This window comes from Shinella kummerowiae, assembly GCF_009827055.1.
Lineage (GTDB): Bacteria > Pseudomonadota > Alphaproteobacteria > Rhizobiales > Rhizobiaceae > Shinella > Shinella kummerowiae.
This window is the reverse complement of the sequence record NZ_WUMK01000012.1, coordinates 111,106-127,307: the sequence shown is the minus strand read 5'-3', so window position 1 is coordinate 127,307 and position 16,202 is coordinate 111,106. Positions and strand designations below refer to the sequence as shown.

Genomic DNA, 16,202 nt, shown 5'->3' with positions numbered 1-16,202 from the left:
CATGAAGGACAGCAAGGTGATCGTCGCGATCAACAAGGACGAGGAGGCACCGATCTTCCAGGTCGCCGACTACGGCCTCGTCGCCGATCTCTTCGAGGCCCTGCCAGAGTTGCAGAAGGCGCTCTGAGCCGACCAGGCCTCATTTTGCGACGATGATTTCACTGGAAAAATGCGTCGCAGCGCTTTATCACTTCACCGGGCCGGCTCGACCGGCCCGGTGTTTTTTTGTCCGCGCGCAGGACGTGGACTGAATGACGGGGCGGTTGGCACTATGATCAAGAATGTCGGTATTGTGGGTGCAGGCCAGATGGGGTGCGGGATCGCGCATGTCGCGGCCGTTGCCGGCTACAAGGTCCATATCTACGATCTGTCGCCCGAACGGGTCGAAACCGGCCTTGCCACGATCAACGGCAATTTCGCCCGCCAGGTCTCCTCCGGCAAGATGACCGAGGACGAGCGCAAGAAGGCGATGGCGCTCATCAAGGGCTCCGCCGACATCAACGACCTCTCCGATGCCGACCTCGTCATCGAGGCGGCGACGGAAGACGAGACCGTCAAGCGCAAGATCTACGGCCAGGTCTGTTCGGTGCTGAAGCCGGAAGCGATCCTCGCCACCAACACGTCGTCGCTTTCGATCACGCGTCTCGCCTCGGCCACTGACCGGCCGGAGCGTTTCATGGGCATCCACTTCATGAACCCGGTTCCGGTCATGAAGCTCGTCGAACTGGTGCGCGGCATCGCCACCGAGGAAGGCACCTTTGCCGCGGCCAAGGCCTTCGTCGCCTCGCTCGACAAGACGATCACGGTTGCCGAGGATTTCCCGGCCTTCATCGTCAACCGTATCCTGCTGCCGATGATCAACGAGGCGATCTACACGCTGTATGAGGGCGTCGGTTCGGTGGACGCCATCGATACCGCGATGCGGCTCGGCGCCAACCATCCGATGGGCCCGCTCCAGCTTGCCGATTTCATCGGCCTCGATACCTGCCTTTCGATCATGCAGGTGCTGCATGACGGGCTCGCCGATTCCAAGTACCGCCCGTGCCCGCTGCTGGTGAAGTATGTCGAAGCCGGCTGGCTCGGCCGCAAGTCCGGCCGTGGCTTCTACGACTACCGTGGCGAGGTCCCGGTTCCGACCCGCTGAGCGGCGGAAGAATCCCCGACATGTCCCTTTCAGGGAAAATTGTTTCGCCTGTCGCATAAGCTGCGGCAGGCCATGCCTCGGATCGAAAGCGTCGGCTCGCTATTGTCTGCCCGAATTCAATTCCATTCGGGGTTTTTTAGATGAAACGTTTGCTCCTTCTCGGCGCGGCCCTCCTCGGCCTCGCCGCTCCGTTCTCCGCGCATGCTGCCGACAAGCTGCTCAACGCCTCCTATGATGTGGCGCGCGAGCTTTTCGCTGCCGAGAACGAAGCCTTCGTGAAGGCGCATCCGGGCGTCACCATCGACCAGTCGCATGCCGGCACCTCCAAGCAGGCGCGTGCCATCGTCGAAGGCCTCGAGGCCGACGTGGTGACCTTCAACCAGGTGACGGACATCGACTTCCTCGTGAAGAACGGTTTTGTCGCCGAAGGCTGGCAGGAGAAGTTCCCCAATGCCGCTTCGCCGTTCTATTCCTTCCCGTCCTTCCTGGTGCGCGCCGGCAACCCGAAGAACATCAAGGACTGGTCGGACCTTGCCCGCGACGACGTAAAGGTCATCTTCCCGAACCCGAAGACCTCCGGCAACGCCCGCTACACCTATCTGGCCGCCACCGCCTATGCCAAGGAAGCGTTCAACAACGATCCGGCCAAGGTCGAGGCGTTCGTCACCAAGATTTTTGACAACGTGCCGGTCTTCGACACCGGCGGCCGTGCAGCGACGACGACCTTCGTCGAGCGCGAGATCGGCGACGTGATCATCACCTTCGAAGCCGAAACCAAGTCGATTGCCAAGCAGTATGGCGAGGACAAGTTCGAGGGCGTCGTGCCCTCCGTCTCCTTGCTGGCCGAATTCCCGGTCGCGATCGTCGACAAGGTGGCGGACGCCAAGGGCAGCCGTGAGCTGGCAAAATCCTATCTCGATTTCCTCTATGCGCCGGAAGGCCAGAAGATCGCCGCCGAATTCGGTCACCGCGTGCATGACGAAAAGGTTGCCGCCGAGTTCAAGGACCAGTTCCCGGAGATCCGCCTTGTGAATGTCGACGACGTCTTCGGCGGCTGGAAGAAGATTTCCGAAGAGCATTTCGCTGAAGGCGGCACGCTGGACAAGATCTACGGCAGCCGCTGATCACCCAAAGCCATCGTTTTTCCGGCAACCGGCGGGCATGGAGCCCGCCGGTTGCCGGCATGAAAAGTGCCGCACACTTCCAACGGAAACGCTGCGCTCTTTTCCTGGAATTGCTTGAGAAAGGACGCGCGCTTGAGACGGCGTGTACTGCCCGGATTGCCGCTCGCCCTCGGCATCACCCTCGTCTACGTGGCCATCATCGTGGTGCTGCCGCTGGCCGCCCTCGTCTTCAAGGCGGCGAGCCTTGGGCCGGCGGACTATTGGCGCATCATCTCGTCGGACCGCGCCTTCGCCAGCTACCGGGTGACCGTGCTCTGTGCGCTGGCCGCGACGGTCTTCAACCTTCTCTTCGGCATGGCGCTCGCCTGGGTGCTGGTGCGCTACCGCTTCCCCGGCCGCCGGCTGGTCGATGCGCTGGTCGACCTGCCCTTCGCGCTGCCGACGGCGGTTGCCGGCATTGCGCTGACCACGCTGTTTGCCACCAACGGCTGGTTTGGTGCGCCGCTGTCGCTGCTTGGCATCAAGGTCGCCTATACACCGCTCGGCATCATCGTCGCGATGAGCTTCACCAGCATCCCCTTCATCGTGCGCACGGTGCAGCCGGTGCTGGAAGAATTGGATCCGGCGCTGGAAGAGGCCGGGCAGACGCTCGGCGCCAGCGATCTGTCGATCTTCGTCGGCGTCATCCTGCCGCTTCTGACGCCCGCGTTGCTCGCCGGTGTGTCGCTCTCCTTCGCCCGCAGCCTCGGCGAGTTCGGCGCAATTATCTTCATCGCCGGCAACCAACCGTTCTCGACGGAGATCACGGCGCTGCTCGCTTTCATCCGGCTCGAGGAATACGACTATCCGGCATCCGCCGCCATCGCCTCCGTCATGCTGCTGACGGCCTTCGTGATGCTTGCCATCACCAACCTGATGCAGGCCCGTGCCCTGCGCTACACGGTGCGGGGCTGACGATGGTGCACGCTAGAAAAGGCAAGCCGCCGCGCGTCGGCGACAACATCGTCTTCCGCCGCTCGCTGCTCGGCATCGTTCTCGTGCTCGTCGCGCTGATGATCGTCGCGCCGCTCGTCGTTATAGCCGTCGAGGCGTTTTCGCGCGGCGCGGTCTATTTCGCCGAATCGATTGCCGATCCGGATACACGCCATGCCATCCTGCTGACAGTCATTACCGCGCTCATCGCAGTGCCGATCAACACGGCTTTCGGCGTGGCGGCCGCCTGGGCGATCACCAAACACGATTTCCGCGGCAAGCGGCTCTTGACCGTCATCATCGAATTGCCCTTTTCGGTCTCGCCGATCGTCGCGGGCGTGGCCTATCTCTTCGTCTACGGCTTGCAGGGCCTGTTCGGACCGGTGCTGCAATCGATGGAGATCAAGATCCTCTTTGCGCTGCCCGGCATCGTGCTTGCCAGCATGTTCGTGACGGCGCCCTTCGTGGCGCGCGAACTGATCCCGCTGATGCAGGCGCAGGGGCGTGACCTGGAAGAGGCGGCGACGTCGCTGGGCGCGAGCGGCTGGCGGACCTTCTTCTCCGTCACCCTGCCGAACATCAAATGGGCACTGCTCTACGGCGTGGTTCTCTGCAATTCGCGCGTGATGGGCGAGTTCGGCGCCGTTTCGGTCGTCTCGGGCAATATCCGCGGCCAGACCAACACGCTGCCGCTGCATATCGAACTGCTTTATCACGACTATAACGCGGCCGGTTCGTTTGCCGCCGCATCCATCCTCGCCTGCCTCGCCATCGTGACGCTCGTCGTCAAGGTGGCGCTGGAGCGGCAGGGCGCAGGGCGCGTTCAGCGTCCCGCAGCCCTTGCCGGCGCAGACAGCATCATTCCGGAGACAAAACCTTGAAGATTCGCCTCGACAATGTGGTCAAGGAGTTCGAGACGTTTCGCGCCGTGCACGGCGTTTCGCTCGATATCGAAAGCGGCGAGCTGGTCGCCCTGCTCGGCCCGTCCGGTTCCGGCAAGACGACGATCCTGCGCATGGTCGCCGGCCTCGAATATGCCGATGCCGGTGCGATCTATTTCGGTGACGAGAACGCCACCGACATTCCCGTGCGCGAGCGCGGCGTCGGCTTCGTCTTCCAGCATTATGCGCTGTTTCCGCACATGACGGTCGGCGAGAACATCGCTTTCGGCATGAAGGTCTCCAAGGTGAAGCGCTCGCCGCAAGCGATTGCCGAACGTGTCAAGGAACTGCTCGATCTCGTGCAGTTGAGCGGGTTGAAGGATCGTTTCCCCGGGCAGATCTCGGGCGGCCAGCGCCAGCGCGTGGCGCTTGCCCGCGCACTTGCCGTCGATCCGCGCGTGCTGCTGCTCGACGAGCCTTTTGGCGCGCTCGATGCGAATGTCCGGCGGGACCTGCGGCGCTGGCTGCGCAAGATCCATGACGAGCTTGGCATCACCACGCTGTTCGTCACGCATGACCAGGAAGAAGCGCTCGACCTCGCCGATCGTGTCGTCATCCTCAACAAGGGCAAGATCGTGCAGGAGGGCACGCCGGAGGCCGTCTGCCGCAACCCGGCCGATGCCTTCGTGATGAACTTTCTGGGCGACGCCAACAAGCTCGATGCGGATATCCGCGGCGGCAAGGCCTATGTCGACGCGGTCGCCTTCGACGCCGAGGGCGTGCCCGATGGCAGCGGGCAGATCCTGTTCCGACCGGCGGATGTGAGCTGGCGCGAACAAGGGCAAGGCATTGCCGCGAAGATCCTGCGCGTCATCGACCGGCCGGATTCCCGCCGCGTGCTGGCGATGACCGGCAGCGGCCAAGCCGTCGAGTTCGATACGGCACCGGAATTCCCGTACCGCAAGGGTGAAGAAGGCTTCATCAACATCCGCCGGCCGCGCGTCTACGCGGCGGCTTGACGGCATAGGTGAGAGCAAGCCCCCTCATCCGACCCTTTGGGTCACCTTCTCCCCTAGGGGAGAAGGGAACCGAGCGAAGCGGCGGCGGGGTGAGGGGGACCTCGCCCGGTGCGCGTGCTGTTGTCAGCTCTTCGGCGTCGCCAGTGCGGCGTTGATCAGCGCCTTGGCATCCTCGCTGTCCCAGGCGGCGGGGCCGTTCATGGCGGAGATCAGGCAGCCCTTCTCGTCCATCAGCAGGGTAACGGGCAGGCCGAAGGCGAGGCCTTCCTTCTTCAGCGTGTTGAAGACACCCATCGAGGCATCGCGGTAGTAGCCAAGGTCATTGACGCCCGTTTCGCTGAGGAAGGCTTTCGGCTTCTCGTCGTCGCCCGTGTCGATGTTGATCGCCACGACCTCGAACTTGTCGCTGCCGAGCTCCTTTTCGAGCGCGTTGAGGGCTGGCATTTCCTCGCGGCAGGGGCCGCACCAAGTGGCCCAGAGGTTGACCAGCAGGGTCTTGCCGGCGAAGTCGGCGATCGTCTTCTTCTTGCCGTCCGGTCCGTCGAAGACCAGATCGGGCAACGGGCGGTGTTCGTCGACATTGCGCATGGCGGCGACCTGGCCCTTGGAGAAGGGCGTGATCGCGGCTGCTTTTTCGGAGGCGAGGGCGCAGGCGGCGGTATCGGCCGAGGCCACCGCGCCATTGCCAGACAGGCTTTCCTTCACGTATATCGCTGCACCACCGGCGAGAAGTCCGGCCAGTCCCGCGATGGCGATCAGCTTCGTGGCGGGCAGGCCGAGTTTCTTCTTCACTGTCATTTCTTTCTCCAGGATAGGCATCCCATGGCTGACGGCAATTCCGAGACGAAATCCTCGAACCAGATGTGGGGCGGCCGGTTCGCCTCGGGACCCGATGCGATCATGGAGGAGATAAATGCCTCCATCGGCTTCGACAAGAAGCTTTACGCTCAGGACATCCGCGGCTCAAAGGCGCATGCCGAAATGCTCGCCCATCAGGGCATTATTTCGGCGGACGATAAGGAAAAGATCGTTCACGGTCTCGACACGATCCTGTCAGAGATCGAAAGCGGCCAGTTCGAGTTCTCGCGCCGCCTCGAAGACATCCATATGAATGTCGAGGCGCGCCTTGCGACGCTGATCGGCCCGGCCGCCGGGCGCCTGCACACCGCCCGCTCGCGCAACGACCAGGTGGCGCTTGATTTCCGCCTTTGGGTCAAGGAAGAACTGCAGAAGACGGAAAAGGCGCTGACCGGCCTGATCGCTGCCTTCCTCGACCGCGCCGAAGAGCACGCCGACACCGTCATGCCGGGCTTTACCCATCTCCAGACCGCCCAGCCGGTGACCTTCGGCCACCATTGCATGGCCTATGTGGAAATGTTCGGCCGTGACCGCCAGCGCGTGCGCCACGCAATCGAACATCTCGACGAGAGCCCGATCGGCGCCGCGGCCCTCGCCGGCACCGGCTACGCGATCGACCGCCACATGACGGCGAAGGCGCTCGGCTTCCGCGAGCCGACGCGCAATTCGATCGATACCGTCTCGGACCGCGACTTCGCGCTGGAATTCCTGTCGATCGCCGCGATCGCCGCCGTACACCTCTCCCGCTTGGCAGAAGAAATCGTCATCTGGTCGACGCCGCAGTTCGGCTTCATCCGCCTGTCGGACGCCTTCTCTACCGGCTCCTCGATCATGCCGCAGAAGAAGAACCCGGACGCTGCCGAGCTGGTGCGCGCCAAGACCGGCCGCATCAACGGTTCGCTGATCGCGCTGCTCACCGTCATGAAGGGTCTGCCGCTCGCCTATTCCAAGGACATGCAGGAGGACAAGGAGCAGGTGTTCGACGCTGCCGAGAGCATCGAGCTGGCCATTGCCGCGATGACCGGCATGGTGCGCGACATGACGATCCGCACGGACAAGATGAAGGCGGCGGCCGGCTCCGGCTATTCCACCGCGACCGACCTTGCCGACTGGCTCGTGCGCGAGGCGGGGCTTCCCTTCCGCGATGCGCATCATGTGACGGGCCGCGCGGTGGCGCTGGCTGAAAGCAAGGGCTGCGACCTCGCCGAACTGTCGCTGGAGGACCTGCAGGCGATCCATGCCGCGATCACCGCCGATATCTTCAACGTGCTGACGGTCGAGGCCTCGGTCGCCAGCCGCAAGAGCTATGGCGGCACCGCACCCTCCGAAGTCAGGAAGCAGATCGCCTGGTGGCGGCAGCGGAACTGATCAGGTTGCTTGCAGGACTCATCAGCAGATTAAGGGTGCACAAGGGCGGGCGAATTCGCTAAGGATGATGCCCACCCGACCACCCGAGTTTCCAGGGAACGCTTCATGACACGCATCGATATCGGCAGGCTGGCTCTCGTGCTCTGCCTTTCCGCAGCGGTTCTTACCGCCTGTGGCCGCAAGGGCGATCTCGACCTGCCGGGTGGCGCGCAACCGGTCGTGAAGACCATCGATGGCAAGAAGGTCGAGCAGATCGAAGACAAGCCCTTCATTCTCGACCCCCTTCTCTGACGGAAAACACCCGTGAACCATTTCGAGCATCGCGACGGCATCCTCTACGCAGAGGACGTGCCTGTTCCGGACATCGCCAAGGCGGTCGGCACACCGTTCTACGTCTACTCGACGGCCACGCTGGAGCGTCATTACAAAGTCTTCTCCAAGGCCTTTGACGGCATCGACGCCATGGTCTGCTACGCCATGAAGGCGAATTCCAACCAGGCGGTGCTGAAGACGCTCGCCCGGCTCGGTGCCGGCATCGACGTCGTCTCGGAAGGCGAGTTGCGCCGCGCACTTGCTGCTGGCGTTCCGGCATCCCGCATCATGTTCTCCGGCGTCGGCAAGACGCCGCGCGAAATGGACCTCGGGCTTGAAGCCGGCATCTATTGCTTCAACGTTGAGTCCGAGCCAGAGCTCGACGTCCTGAATGCCCGCGCCGTGAAGGCCGGCAAGGTCGCGCATGTCTCCTTCCGCATCAATCCGGATGTCGATGCGCGCACCCATGCCAAGATTTCGACCGGCAAGAAGGAAAACAAGTTCGGCATTTCCTGGGAGCGTGCGCGGTCGGTCTATGCCCGCGCCGCGACCTTGCCCGGTATCCAGGTGACCGGCATCGACATGCATATCGGCAGCCAGATCACCGAGCTGCAACCCTTCGAAGACGCCTTCAAGCTGTTGCGCGAACTCGTCGATACGCTGCGGGCCGATGGCCATACGATCGATCATGTCGACGTCGGTGGCGGTCTCGGCATTCCCTACAAGACGGACAATGCACCGCCGCCGCTGCCGGATGCCTATGCCGAGATCGTCAAGAACCAGCTCAAGGGTCTCAACTGCAAGATCGTCACCGAGCCGGGCCGTCTGATCGTCGGCAATGCCGGTATTCTGGTGACTGAAGTCATCTATGTGAAGGATGGCGGCGAGAAGACCTTCGTCATCGTCGATGCGGCGATGAACGATCTTATCCGCCCGACGCTCTATGAGGCTTGGCACGAAATCCAACCGGTCGTCATTTCCGCGGCAAACGCCCCGCGCATCCGGGCGGATGTCGTCGGCCCGGTCTGCGAGACGGGTGACTACCTTGCGCAGGACCGTGAAATGGCGCAGCCGAAGCCGGGCGATCTTATCGCTGTCGGTTCGGCCGGTGCCTACGGCGCGGTGCAGGCCGGTACTTACAACAGCCGCCTGCTGATCCCCGAAGTGCTGGTCAACGGCGCGGAATTCCACGTCATCCGGCCGCGGCTGTCCTATGACGACCTGATCGGGCTCGACTCGCTGCCGGCCTGGCTCGCCTGAGCCGAAACCGGGTGAAAACCGTCCGCGCGCGCGATCACGATTTTGCGCGTGCCCTCGTCTTCGCCACAAAGCATGTTATCTTTTAGCTTCGATACCCTGCATCGGAGAGCGGTACCTGATGGCGATTGACACGGAAAGGCAAGGCGAGGCGACGGCGACCGGCAATCCGGTGGCCCGCAAACTCGCCGCCAAGCGCCTTGTCGCCCAGGCCGTCCTGTATCTGGAAGCGCTTGCGCCGCGCGTGCTGCCGATCGTGCTGCTGGTCGCCGGCTTTCTGGCGCTGACCTGGTTCGGCTATTTCCGCCATGTGCCGTTCTGGCTGCATGTTGCGACGCTCGCCGCCTTCGCGCTTGGCCTTGTCGCATTGCTGTTGCGCCTGCGCGGCATCGATTGGCCGTCCATCGACAATGCCTATCGCATGCTGGAGACGCGCAACGCGCTGGCGCACCAGGCGATCCGCGTGCAGGACGACAGGCCGGCGGGCGGCGATGCCTTTGCCGACGCGCTGTGGCGCGAGCATCAGGCCCGCATGGCGCGGCTGATCGGTACGTTGCGCACCGGCACGCCGGAGCCGGATATCGCTCGCCATGACCGTCATGCGCTTCGCGCCATCCCTGTGCTTCTCGTCGTCATCGCCTTCGCCTTCTCCTATTCCAACCGTGGCGGCCTGCTGGCCGACGTGGTGTCCTTCCGCGCGCCGGCGGAAACGACGCCGGATGTGCGTATCGATGCCTGGGTGACGCCGCCAGCGCACACCTCGCGCGCACCTGTCTTCCTCACCGGAACGGGCCAGGCGCAGCCGAACGAGGCCGCAAAAGGCGATATCCGCATTCCGCAGTTCAGCGAACTGACCGTCCGCGTCACCGGTGGCAGCGGCGACGAGCAGGTGAGCTATCAGGTGACCGGCGAGACCGCCGCCATCGCCATTCGTCCCGAGGAGGAAAAGCCGAAGGACGAGAAGGCAGAGGCTGCGAAGACGGAGGCGGTGGCCAAGGTGCCGGTCGTGGCCGTCAATGGCGCCAAGACCATGCATTACAAGATCCTGAAGGACGGCACGCTGTCGGTCGATGGCAGGAACTGGACGTTCTCGGTCATCCCGGACCGCGTGCCGGAGATCGCCTTTGACGGCATTCCGAAGAAGACCGTGGCTTCGGCACTGGAGATCAGCTTCCTCGCCAAGGATGATTACGGGCTTCAGGAAGCGCGCGCCGAAATCGCGCCGGTCGAAGAGCAGAAGGATGCCCGTCCGCTCTATCCGCTGCCGGAATACAGGCTGGACCTGCCGCGCCGCAGCGCGCGCGACGCCAAGGGCACGACGAGCCGCAACCTCTCCGAACACCCGCTCTCCGGCAAGCGCGTGAAGATCACGCTCGTCGCCAAGGATGCGGCGGGGCAGGAGGGGCGCAGCCAGCCGGTCGAGATGATCCTTCCGGCGAAGAATTTCTTCGAGCCGCTCGCTTCGGCCGTCGCCGAAGAGCGGCAGGTTTTTGCGCTCGATGCCAACAAGCTGCCTTTTGCGATCGCGCTCAACGAGGCGCTGACGATCCGGCCGGAAGAGACGATCCTGAACCTCACGCATTACCTGCTGCTGCAATCGGCCGCCGCGCGCATGAAGCTTGCCCGCACCGACGACGAGATGCGCGAGACAGCCGACTATCTCTGGGAAATCGCGCTCGGCATCGAGGATGGCAACCTGTCGCTCGCCGATCGCCGCCTTCGCGAAGCGCAGAAGGCGCTCTCCGAGGCGCTGGAGCGCAATGCCTCCGACGAGGAGATCGCCGCGCTGATGAAGGAACTGCGCGAGGCGATGCAGGCCTATATGCAGGAACTCGCCCGCCAGGCTGCCAAGAACGGCCAGATGCAGCAGAATGCGCAGCAGCAGGGCCAGATCCTGCGCCAGCAGGATTTGCAGCGCATGATGGACCAGATCGAGAATCTGGCGCGCTCCGGTGCACGTGACCAGGCGCAGCAGATGCTCTCCGAACTCCAGCGCATGATGAACAACCTGCAGGCCGGCCGCCCGCAACAGGGGCAGCAGGGCCAGCAGAACGACGCCATGCGCCAGCAGATGGATAAGCTCGGCCAGCTGATGCAGAAGCAGCAGCAGTTGATGGAGCAGACCTTCCAGCTCGACCAGGCGCTGCGCGACCGCCAGCAGCGTGGTGACCCGATGCCGGGCGAGGATGGCGAGCAGCAGCAACAGCAAGAGGGCGACAACGGTGCCGGCCAGCAGCCGACCGACCAGATGACCGCCGAACAGCTGCGCGACGCCCTGAAGAAGCTTCAGGAGCAGCAGGATGCGCTCGGCAAGCAGCTCGGCGAGGTGCAGGACGCGCTGAAGGGCATGGGGCTGGAGCCCGGCGAAGGGTTCGGTCAGGCCGGGCGCGAGATGAAGGGTGCGTCGGAAGCGCTTGGGCAGGGCCAGGGTGAATCAGCCGTCGGCAGCCAGGGGCGGGCGCTGGAAGCCCTGCGCCAGGGCGCGCAGAACATGATGAGCCAGATGCAGGCCATGGGACAGGGCGAGGGGCCGGGTGAGGGCATGCCGCAGGCGGGCCGCAACGGTCGCGACCCGCTCGGCCGCGAGCGCCCGGTCAACGGGCAGGGCCCCGATTTCGGCGGGCCGACGAAAATTCCGGAAGAGATCGATATCCAGCGGGCACGGGAAATTCTCGAAGAAATCCGCCGCCGGCTTGGCACCGGGTCTTCGCCGAGCTTTGAGCGCGATTATCTGGAGCGCCTGCTAGGCATCCGGTGAGGCACTTCCATGAAGGCCGGACGCGACCTGCGTCCGGAAAGGATCAGGCGGCGAGGGCTTGCGCCACGGCGCGACGGATGTCCGGCAGGCTGAAGGGCTTGCTCACCACGTCGACGATCTTGCTGGCAAGGTCATCCGCACGCTCGCGCTGCTCGGCATAACCGGTCATCAGCAGGATTTTCAGCGCCGGATGGGCGGCGGATGCCTTGTGGGCAAGCTCGATGCCGTCCATCACGGGCATGCGGATATCGGACAGCAGCAGGTCGAAGCCGCCGTCTGTCAGGGCGTCCAGTCCTGCAGCACCGTCCGGCGCCTCGACGGTTTCATGGCCGTCCAGCCGCAGGGCCCGCGCCACGAAGATACGAAGGGAATCTTCGTCTTCGGTGATCAGAATCTTCGCCATCATTTTCCCTTTCGGACCGTCCATCCGGCCTCGTCTGCTGACGAAAAGACCAGACTTTCCTTGTCGATCGGTAAACGGCGCGTGGAGGAATCTGCGGTGGACTTTTGCGCGACGCAATTGCCGGCGCAAAACCGCTCAGCACTTTTGCTGGAATTGCTCAGTCCGCGTCGCCCGTCACGATGCCGACGAAAGGCAGTTCGCGGAAGGCATAGGCGACGTCCATGCCGTAGCCGACGACGAAATAATCCGGGCATTCGAAGCCGACATAATCAGCTTCCAGATCGGTCTTGCGCTTCTCGCGCTTGTCGAGCAGCACGGCGATGGTGACGTTGCGCGCACCGCGCTCGAACATCAGTTCCTTGGCGAAGGTGAGCGTGCGGCCGGATTCGAGAATGTCGTCGATCAGCAGGATATCGCGGCCATGCACGTCGCTGTCGATGTCCTTGATAACCTTCACGCCCTGCGAGACGGTGCCCGTGCCATAGCTTGAGAGCGTGATGAACTCGACTTCCGGCGCAAGACCCGCAGCATGCAGCGCGCGCGTCAGGTCGGCGGCGAAGATGAACGAGCCCTTGAGCACGGCGATGACGAGGAGGTCCTTCGTCGGGCCGCTTGCGATCTGGGCTGCCAGCTCCTCGTTGCGCTTGGCAATCTGCCCGGCATCATAGAGCGTTTCGATCTTCTTTCCGCGAACAATATGCATTGCGAGGCGGCTCCTTGGGTGGTGTCAAAGCAGCCGATTAGCACAGTCAGTTGGCCGGTGCACCCTTGGCGGCAAGGGAAACCGAGACTTTCGGCACTTTTCCGCCGCCATGCGGAATGCGCAGCGCGAAATGTTCGCTGCCGCCGGCCGCAATCGATTCGCTGTCGAGGGCGACGCGGCGCTGCTGCGCGGTGCCGGCATTGTCGAAGACGATGTCGAGCGGCGGGACTGACTGGACGCCGCTGCTGACATTGTCGATCCGGCCATAGACGGACAGCACCTTCATGCCGTTCTGGTCCTCGACCGTCGCCACGACGTCGGCGATGCGAAGGGGCGTGGTCGGCCCGGCCGTCGGCAAGGCAGCCTTGAGTGCCGAGAGACCGCCGGCATAGGCAAAGACGAAGAGGACGCTCGCCGTGACGAGGCCGGCGAAGGCGCGGCCGGAAAGAAGCTGCAAGCCGGCCTCGCAGAGCCGCGCGCCCGCCGCCGCGGCACGCACGAGGACATGCTTTGGCGCGGCGCGGGACGATGCTGGCCGAACAGGGCGGTGATTGTCGTTGGAGGTTCGCGCGCTGCTGCTGCGGATGACGACGAAATCGGCATCAACCACTTCCAGACGGGCGGCGGGGCGTTGGCCATGCCTCTGGGCGGGTGCCTTGGGTTCCGGCGGCAGGAGGTCAATGCGGCCTTGTGCCGGTTTTTTCGCTCGGAAGGCGTTCATGGCGAACTCCTCGCTTGGCCGGTTTTCGCGCAAAATCATCCGCGAAAAGTCGGGCATTGAATCAAATCCTTACGAAACGTAAACCATACTGGTTAATGCTTCGGAAACCCGACCGTGAAAGAGCCGCTTTCCTATGCGACCTCCCCTACGGTACCGCTGACGCGGGCGAGAGTGACCGTTTTTAGAACCGGATTGGCCATTGATTCATTTCGAGAATGTCGGACTGCGCTACGGGATGGGACCGGAGATCCTCCGCGACCTGACCTTCGATATTCCGCACCGCTCCTTCCAGTTTCTGACGGGACCATCCGGTGCCGGCAAGACGACGCTGCTGCGCCTGCTGTTCCTGTCACTGCAGCCGACGCGCGGCATCATCCGCACCTTCGACCGGGAAATCTCGACCATCCCGCGCGACGAACTGCCGATGCTGCGCCGGCGCATCGGCATCGTCTTCCAGGATTTTCGCCTGCTCGATCACCTGACGACCTATGAGAACGTCGCGCTGCCGCTCCGGGTGCGCGGCAAGGACGAATCGAGTTATCGCGCCGATGTGCTGGAGCTTCTGAAATGGGTCGGCCTTGGCGAACGAATCAACGTGCTGCCGGCGGTGCTGTCCGGCGGGGAGAAACAGCGTGCGGCGATTGCGCGCGCGCTCATCGATCGGCCGGAACTGTTGCTGGCCGATGAGCCGACGGGCAATGTCGATCCGCCGATGGCGCGCCGCCTGCTCAGTCTCTTCCTCGAGCTCAACCGTCTCGGCACGGCCGTCGTGATCGCCACCCATGATCTCTCGCTGATGGACCAGGTGGACCAGGCGCGGCGCATGATCCTCTCGCAGGGACGGCTCGACATCTATGACTGACGCTCCCCGCCAGACCACCGAGGATGCTCAGCCGGCGCGCCGCCTGGAAATGAAGGTGCGCCCGACGGCGCCAATCGTGCCGCCGTCGAACGTCTCCGGTAACGCGCTGATGCTCGTCATCGCCATCATGGCCTTCCTTGCCTGCCTCACCTTCGGCGCCGTCAACATGGTGCGGGCGACGGCATCGAGCTGGCAGAGCCAGATTTCCCGCGAAATCACCATCCAGATCAAGCCGGACGACGCGCTCGACATGGAGCAGGCGCTGAAGGACGCACGCGATCTGGCGCTCACCTTCTCCGGCACGCGCGACGGCACCATCGTCGACAAGGCGGCGACCGCTCGCCTGCTCGAGCCGTGGCTCGGCGAGGGGCTGAACCTCGACGAACTGCCGGTGCCGCGCCTTGTCATCGTCACCATCGACGAGCAGAGCCCGCCGGATTTCGCCGCCATGCGCACGGCGCTGGCGCAAAAGATCCCGACAGCCTTCCTCGATGATCACCGCACCTGGGTGGACCGCCTCGTCGCCATGGCGCGCACGACCGCCTTCATCGGCACGGGCGTGCTGGTGCTCGTCTTTTCCGCCATGGTGCTGACGGTGGTCTTTGCGACGCGCGGCGCACTGTCCGGCAACCGGCACATCGTCGAGGTGCTGCATTTCGTCGGCGCCGAGGCGAGCTTCGTCGCGTCCGAATTCCAGAAGCATTTCTTGAAGATCAGCCTGAAGGGTTCGTTTGCCGGCGGTTTTCTGGCGGCGCTGTTCTTCTTGATCGCCGGTTTCTGGCAGGGGCGCTCGATCGCGACCCCGCAGAGCGACCAGGCGACGGCGCTGTTCGGCACATTTTCCATGGGGCTTACCGGCTATCTCGGCATTGCCGGGACGATCGTCGTGATCGCGCTGCTGACGACGCTGACGGCCCGCTTCACCGTGATGCGGACCATCCACGAAATCGACCTCATCCGCTCCGACCCGTCGCGGACAGACCAGCTGCCGGACGCATGACGCGGGAAAACCGAGGCGTGCCAAATAATGCAAGAGGGGCCGACCATCGCCGCGAAACGGACTAGCCGTTGCCGCAATCGGACTCTATGGACGGAATCATGAACGCGCTGGAACGGGCAAAACCGGATCTGCCTGAGGGCATCCGGCCGGAAGGAGAGGGGCGGCGCCGACGCAAAGGCCCCGTCCGGATCGCCGTGCGCGTCGTCCTGGCGCTGATCCTGATTGCGGCCGTGGCCGGTGCCGGCGGTTTCCTCTATTTCGCCGAAACCGTGGCCTCCATGGAGGCGCCGCAGGACCCGAAGGCCGATGCGATCGTCGTATTGACCGGCGGTTACCAGCGCATTGACAGCGCGATCGGCCTGCTCAAGCAGGGCGCCGGCCAACGCCTCCTGATTTCCGGCGTGAACCCCACGACGAGCGGCACGCAGATCCGCAAGTTGACGCAAAGCTCGTCAGCGCTCTTCGAGTGCTGCGTCGACATGGGATACGAGGCGGTGGACACGATCGGCAATGCCAACGAGACGGCGCGCTGGATCAGCGATCACCAGTTCCGCCGGGTGCTTGTCGTCACCAACAACTACCACATGCCGCGCAGCCTGCTGGAGCTGAGGGTCAGCGATCCGCAGACGGAATTCATCGCCTACCCGGTCGTCAATTCCGATCTCAGGAACGGCAACTGGCTGCGCCAGCCCGGCATCGTGAAGGCGATGCTGTCGGAATATCTCAAATACAGCCTGGCGCGTTTGCGCGCCGTGATCGGCGCGCGAAGCTGGTCGGGTCTTCGCGGCGACATGTCGGGCCTGTCCGGCAGCTGAGATCG

16 protein-coding genes and 1 pseudogene are annotated in these 16,202 nt (G+C 63.9%); 13 read left to right on the top strand and 4 right to left on the bottom strand.

Translation table 11 applies throughout. The annotated features are described in order from the left end of the window. The 6 genes and pseudogenes from GR138_RS26925 to GR138_RS26900 form a co-directional block, all read left to right on the top strand. Positions 1-127: pseudogene (locus tag GR138_RS26925) on the top strand (electron transfer flavoprotein subunit alpha/FixB family protein); the annotation flags it as partial. Positions 128-271: 144 nt separating this feature from the next. Next, positions 272-1,144, top strand: coding sequence for a 3-hydroxybutyryl-CoA dehydrogenase (locus GR138_RS26920; protein ID WP_160862347.1), 873 nt, complete (start codon positions 272-274; stop codon positions 1,142-1,144). 140 nt (positions 1,145-1,284) lie between these two features. After that, positions 1,285-2,268, top strand: a complete 984-nt coding sequence (gene cysP, locus GR138_RS26915; RefSeq protein ID WP_160862346.1) for a thiosulfate ABC transporter substrate-binding protein CysP — start codon at positions 1,285-1,287, stop codon at positions 2,266-2,268. A 132-nt stretch (positions 2,269-2,400) separates the two neighbouring features. Beyond that, positions 2,401-3,222, top strand: a complete 822-nt coding sequence (gene cysT, locus GR138_RS26910) for a sulfate ABC transporter permease subunit CysT (RefSeq protein ID WP_160862345.1) — start codon at positions 2,401-2,403, stop codon at positions 3,220-3,222. Positions 3,223-3,224: 2 nt separating this feature from the next. Continuing rightward, positions 3,225-4,121, top strand: a complete 897-nt coding sequence (gene cysW / locus GR138_RS26905) for a sulfate ABC transporter permease subunit CysW (RefSeq protein WP_420853724.1) — start codon at positions 3,225-3,227, stop codon at positions 4,119-4,121. Continuing rightward, the gene (locus GR138_RS26900; RefSeq protein WP_160862344.1) at positions 4,118-5,140 is read left to right on the top strand and encodes a sulfate/molybdate ABC transporter ATP-binding protein; all 1,023 of its coding nucleotides are present in this window, start codon (positions 4,118-4,120) and stop codon (positions 5,138-5,140) included. The genes cysW and GR138_RS26900 overlap by 4 nt, the downstream gene beginning before the upstream one ends. 123 nt (positions 5,141-5,263) lie before the next feature. Here the strand turns inward: GR138_RS26900 and tlpA are convergent, their stop codons facing one another. Beyond that, on the bottom strand, positions 5,264-5,938 hold the full coding sequence (gene tlpA, locus GR138_RS26895; protein ID WP_160862343.1) for a thiol:disulfide interchange protein TlpA: 675 nt from the start codon (positions 5,936-5,938) through the stop codon (positions 5,264-5,266). 24 nt (positions 5,939-5,962) lie between these two features. Between tlpA and argH the strand changes: the two genes are divergently transcribed. From argH to GR138_RS26875, 4 genes are all read left to right on the top strand, one after another. Then, on the top strand, positions 5,963-7,366 hold the full coding sequence (argH, locus tag GR138_RS26890; protein ID WP_160862342.1) for an argininosuccinate lyase: 1,404 nt from the start codon (positions 5,963-5,965) through the stop codon (positions 7,364-7,366). A 105-nt stretch (positions 7,367-7,471) separates the two neighbouring features. Then, a complete protein-coding gene (lptM, locus tag GR138_RS26885) occupies positions 7,472-7,657 on the top strand; it encodes an LPS translocon maturation chaperone LptM (protein WP_160862341.1) in 186 nt (61 codons plus the stop codon). A gap of 12 nt (positions 7,658-7,669) precedes the next feature. Further along, the gene (gene lysA / locus GR138_RS26880; RefSeq protein WP_160862340.1) at positions 7,670-8,938 is read left to right on the top strand and encodes a diaminopimelate decarboxylase; all 1,269 of its coding nucleotides are present in this window, start codon (positions 7,670-7,672) and stop codon (positions 8,936-8,938) included. A gap of 118 nt (positions 8,939-9,056) precedes the next feature. Beyond that, entirely contained in the window at positions 9,057-11,693 is a 2,637-nt protein-coding gene (locus tag GR138_RS26875) for a TIGR02302 family protein (protein ID WP_160862339.1), read from the top strand. Positions 11,694-11,736: 43 nt separating this feature from the next. Here the strand turns inward: GR138_RS26875 and GR138_RS26870 are convergent, their stop codons facing one another. The 3 genes from GR138_RS26870 to GR138_RS26860 form a co-directional block, all read right to left on the bottom strand. Further along, positions 11,737-12,096, bottom strand: a complete 360-nt coding sequence (locus GR138_RS26870) for a response regulator (RefSeq protein ID WP_160862338.1) — start codon at positions 12,094-12,096, stop codon at positions 11,737-11,739. A gap of 157 nt (positions 12,097-12,253) precedes the next feature. Then, a complete protein-coding gene (hpt, locus tag GR138_RS26865) occupies positions 12,254-12,799 on the bottom strand; it encodes a hypoxanthine phosphoribosyltransferase (protein WP_160862337.1) in 546 nt (181 codons plus the stop codon). A gap of 46 nt (positions 12,800-12,845) precedes the next feature. Continuing rightward, entirely contained in the window at positions 12,846-13,520 is a 675-nt protein-coding gene (locus GR138_RS26860) for a hypothetical protein (RefSeq protein ID WP_160862336.1), read from the bottom strand. A gap of 199 nt (positions 13,521-13,719) precedes the next feature. Here GR138_RS26860 and ftsE point away from each other — a divergent pair, with 199 nt between their 5' ends. The 3 genes from ftsE to GR138_RS26845 all read left to right on the top strand — a co-directional run bounded on the left by ftsE (position 13,720) and on the right by GR138_RS26845 (position 16,197). After that, positions 13,720-14,382 carry a cell division ATP-binding protein FtsE gene (gene ftsE / locus GR138_RS26855; protein ID WP_083242940.1) on the top strand — a complete coding sequence of 221 codons (663 nt, stop codon included), beginning with the start codon at positions 13,720-13,722 and terminating at the stop codon, positions 14,380-14,382. Continuing rightward, entirely contained in the window at positions 14,375-15,382 is a 1,008-nt protein-coding gene (locus GR138_RS26850; RefSeq protein WP_160862335.1) for a cell division protein FtsX, read from the top strand. The genes ftsE and GR138_RS26850 overlap by 8 nt, the downstream gene beginning before the upstream one ends. Positions 15,383-15,480: 98 nt before the next feature. Further along, complete coding sequence (locus GR138_RS26845; protein WP_160862334.1) at positions 15,481-16,197, top strand: YdcF family protein; 717 nt, start codon at positions 15,481-15,483, stop codon at positions 16,195-16,197. The last annotated feature ends 5 nt before the right edge of the window (positions 16,198-16,202 follow it).

What these genes read in the sequence shown, in the direction of transcription:
- hpt (WP_160862337.1), bottom strand. Translation starts at nt 12,799, where the DNA reads ATGCATATTGTTCGCGGAAAGAAGATCGAAACGCTCTATGATGCCGGG.
- tlpA (WP_160862343.1), bottom strand. Translation starts at nt 5,938, where the DNA reads ATGACAGTGAAGAAGAAACTCGGCCTGCCCGCCACGAAGCTGATCGCC.
- GR138_RS26845 (WP_160862334.1), top strand. Translation starts at nt 15,481, where the DNA reads ATGAACGCGCTGGAACGGGCAAAACCGGATCTGCCTGAGGGCATCCGG.
- GR138_RS26920 (WP_160862347.1), top strand. Translation starts at nt 272, where the DNA reads ATGATCAAGAATGTCGGTATTGTGGGTGCAGGCCAGATGGGGTGCGGG.
- cysW (WP_420853724.1), top strand. Translation starts at nt 3,225, where the DNA reads ATGGTGCACGCTAGAAAAGGCAAGCCGCCGCGCGTCGGCGACAACATC.
- GR138_RS26850 (WP_160862335.1), top strand. Translation starts at nt 14,375, where the DNA reads ATGACTGACGCTCCCCGCCAGACCACCGAGGATGCTCAGCCGGCGCGC.
- GR138_RS26875 (WP_160862339.1), top strand. Translation starts at nt 9,057, where the DNA reads ATGGCGATTGACACGGAAAGGCAAGGCGAGGCGACGGCGACCGGCAAT.
- lptM (WP_160862341.1), top strand. Translation starts at nt 7,472, where the DNA reads ATGACACGCATCGATATCGGCAGGCTGGCTCTCGTGCTCTGCCTTTCC.
- argH (WP_160862342.1), top strand. Translation starts at nt 5,963, where the DNA reads ATGGCTGACGGCAATTCCGAGACGAAATCCTCGAACCAGATGTGGGGC.
- GR138_RS26860 (WP_160862336.1), bottom strand. Translation starts at nt 13,520, where the DNA reads ATGAACGCCTTCCGAGCGAAAAAACCGGCACAAGGCCGCATTGACCTC.
- cysP (WP_160862346.1), top strand. Translation starts at nt 1,285, where the DNA reads ATGAAACGTTTGCTCCTTCTCGGCGCGGCCCTCCTCGGCCTCGCCGCT.
- GR138_RS26870 (WP_160862338.1), bottom strand. Translation starts at nt 12,096, where the DNA reads ATGGCGAAGATTCTGATCACCGAAGACGAAGATTCCCTTCGTATCTTC.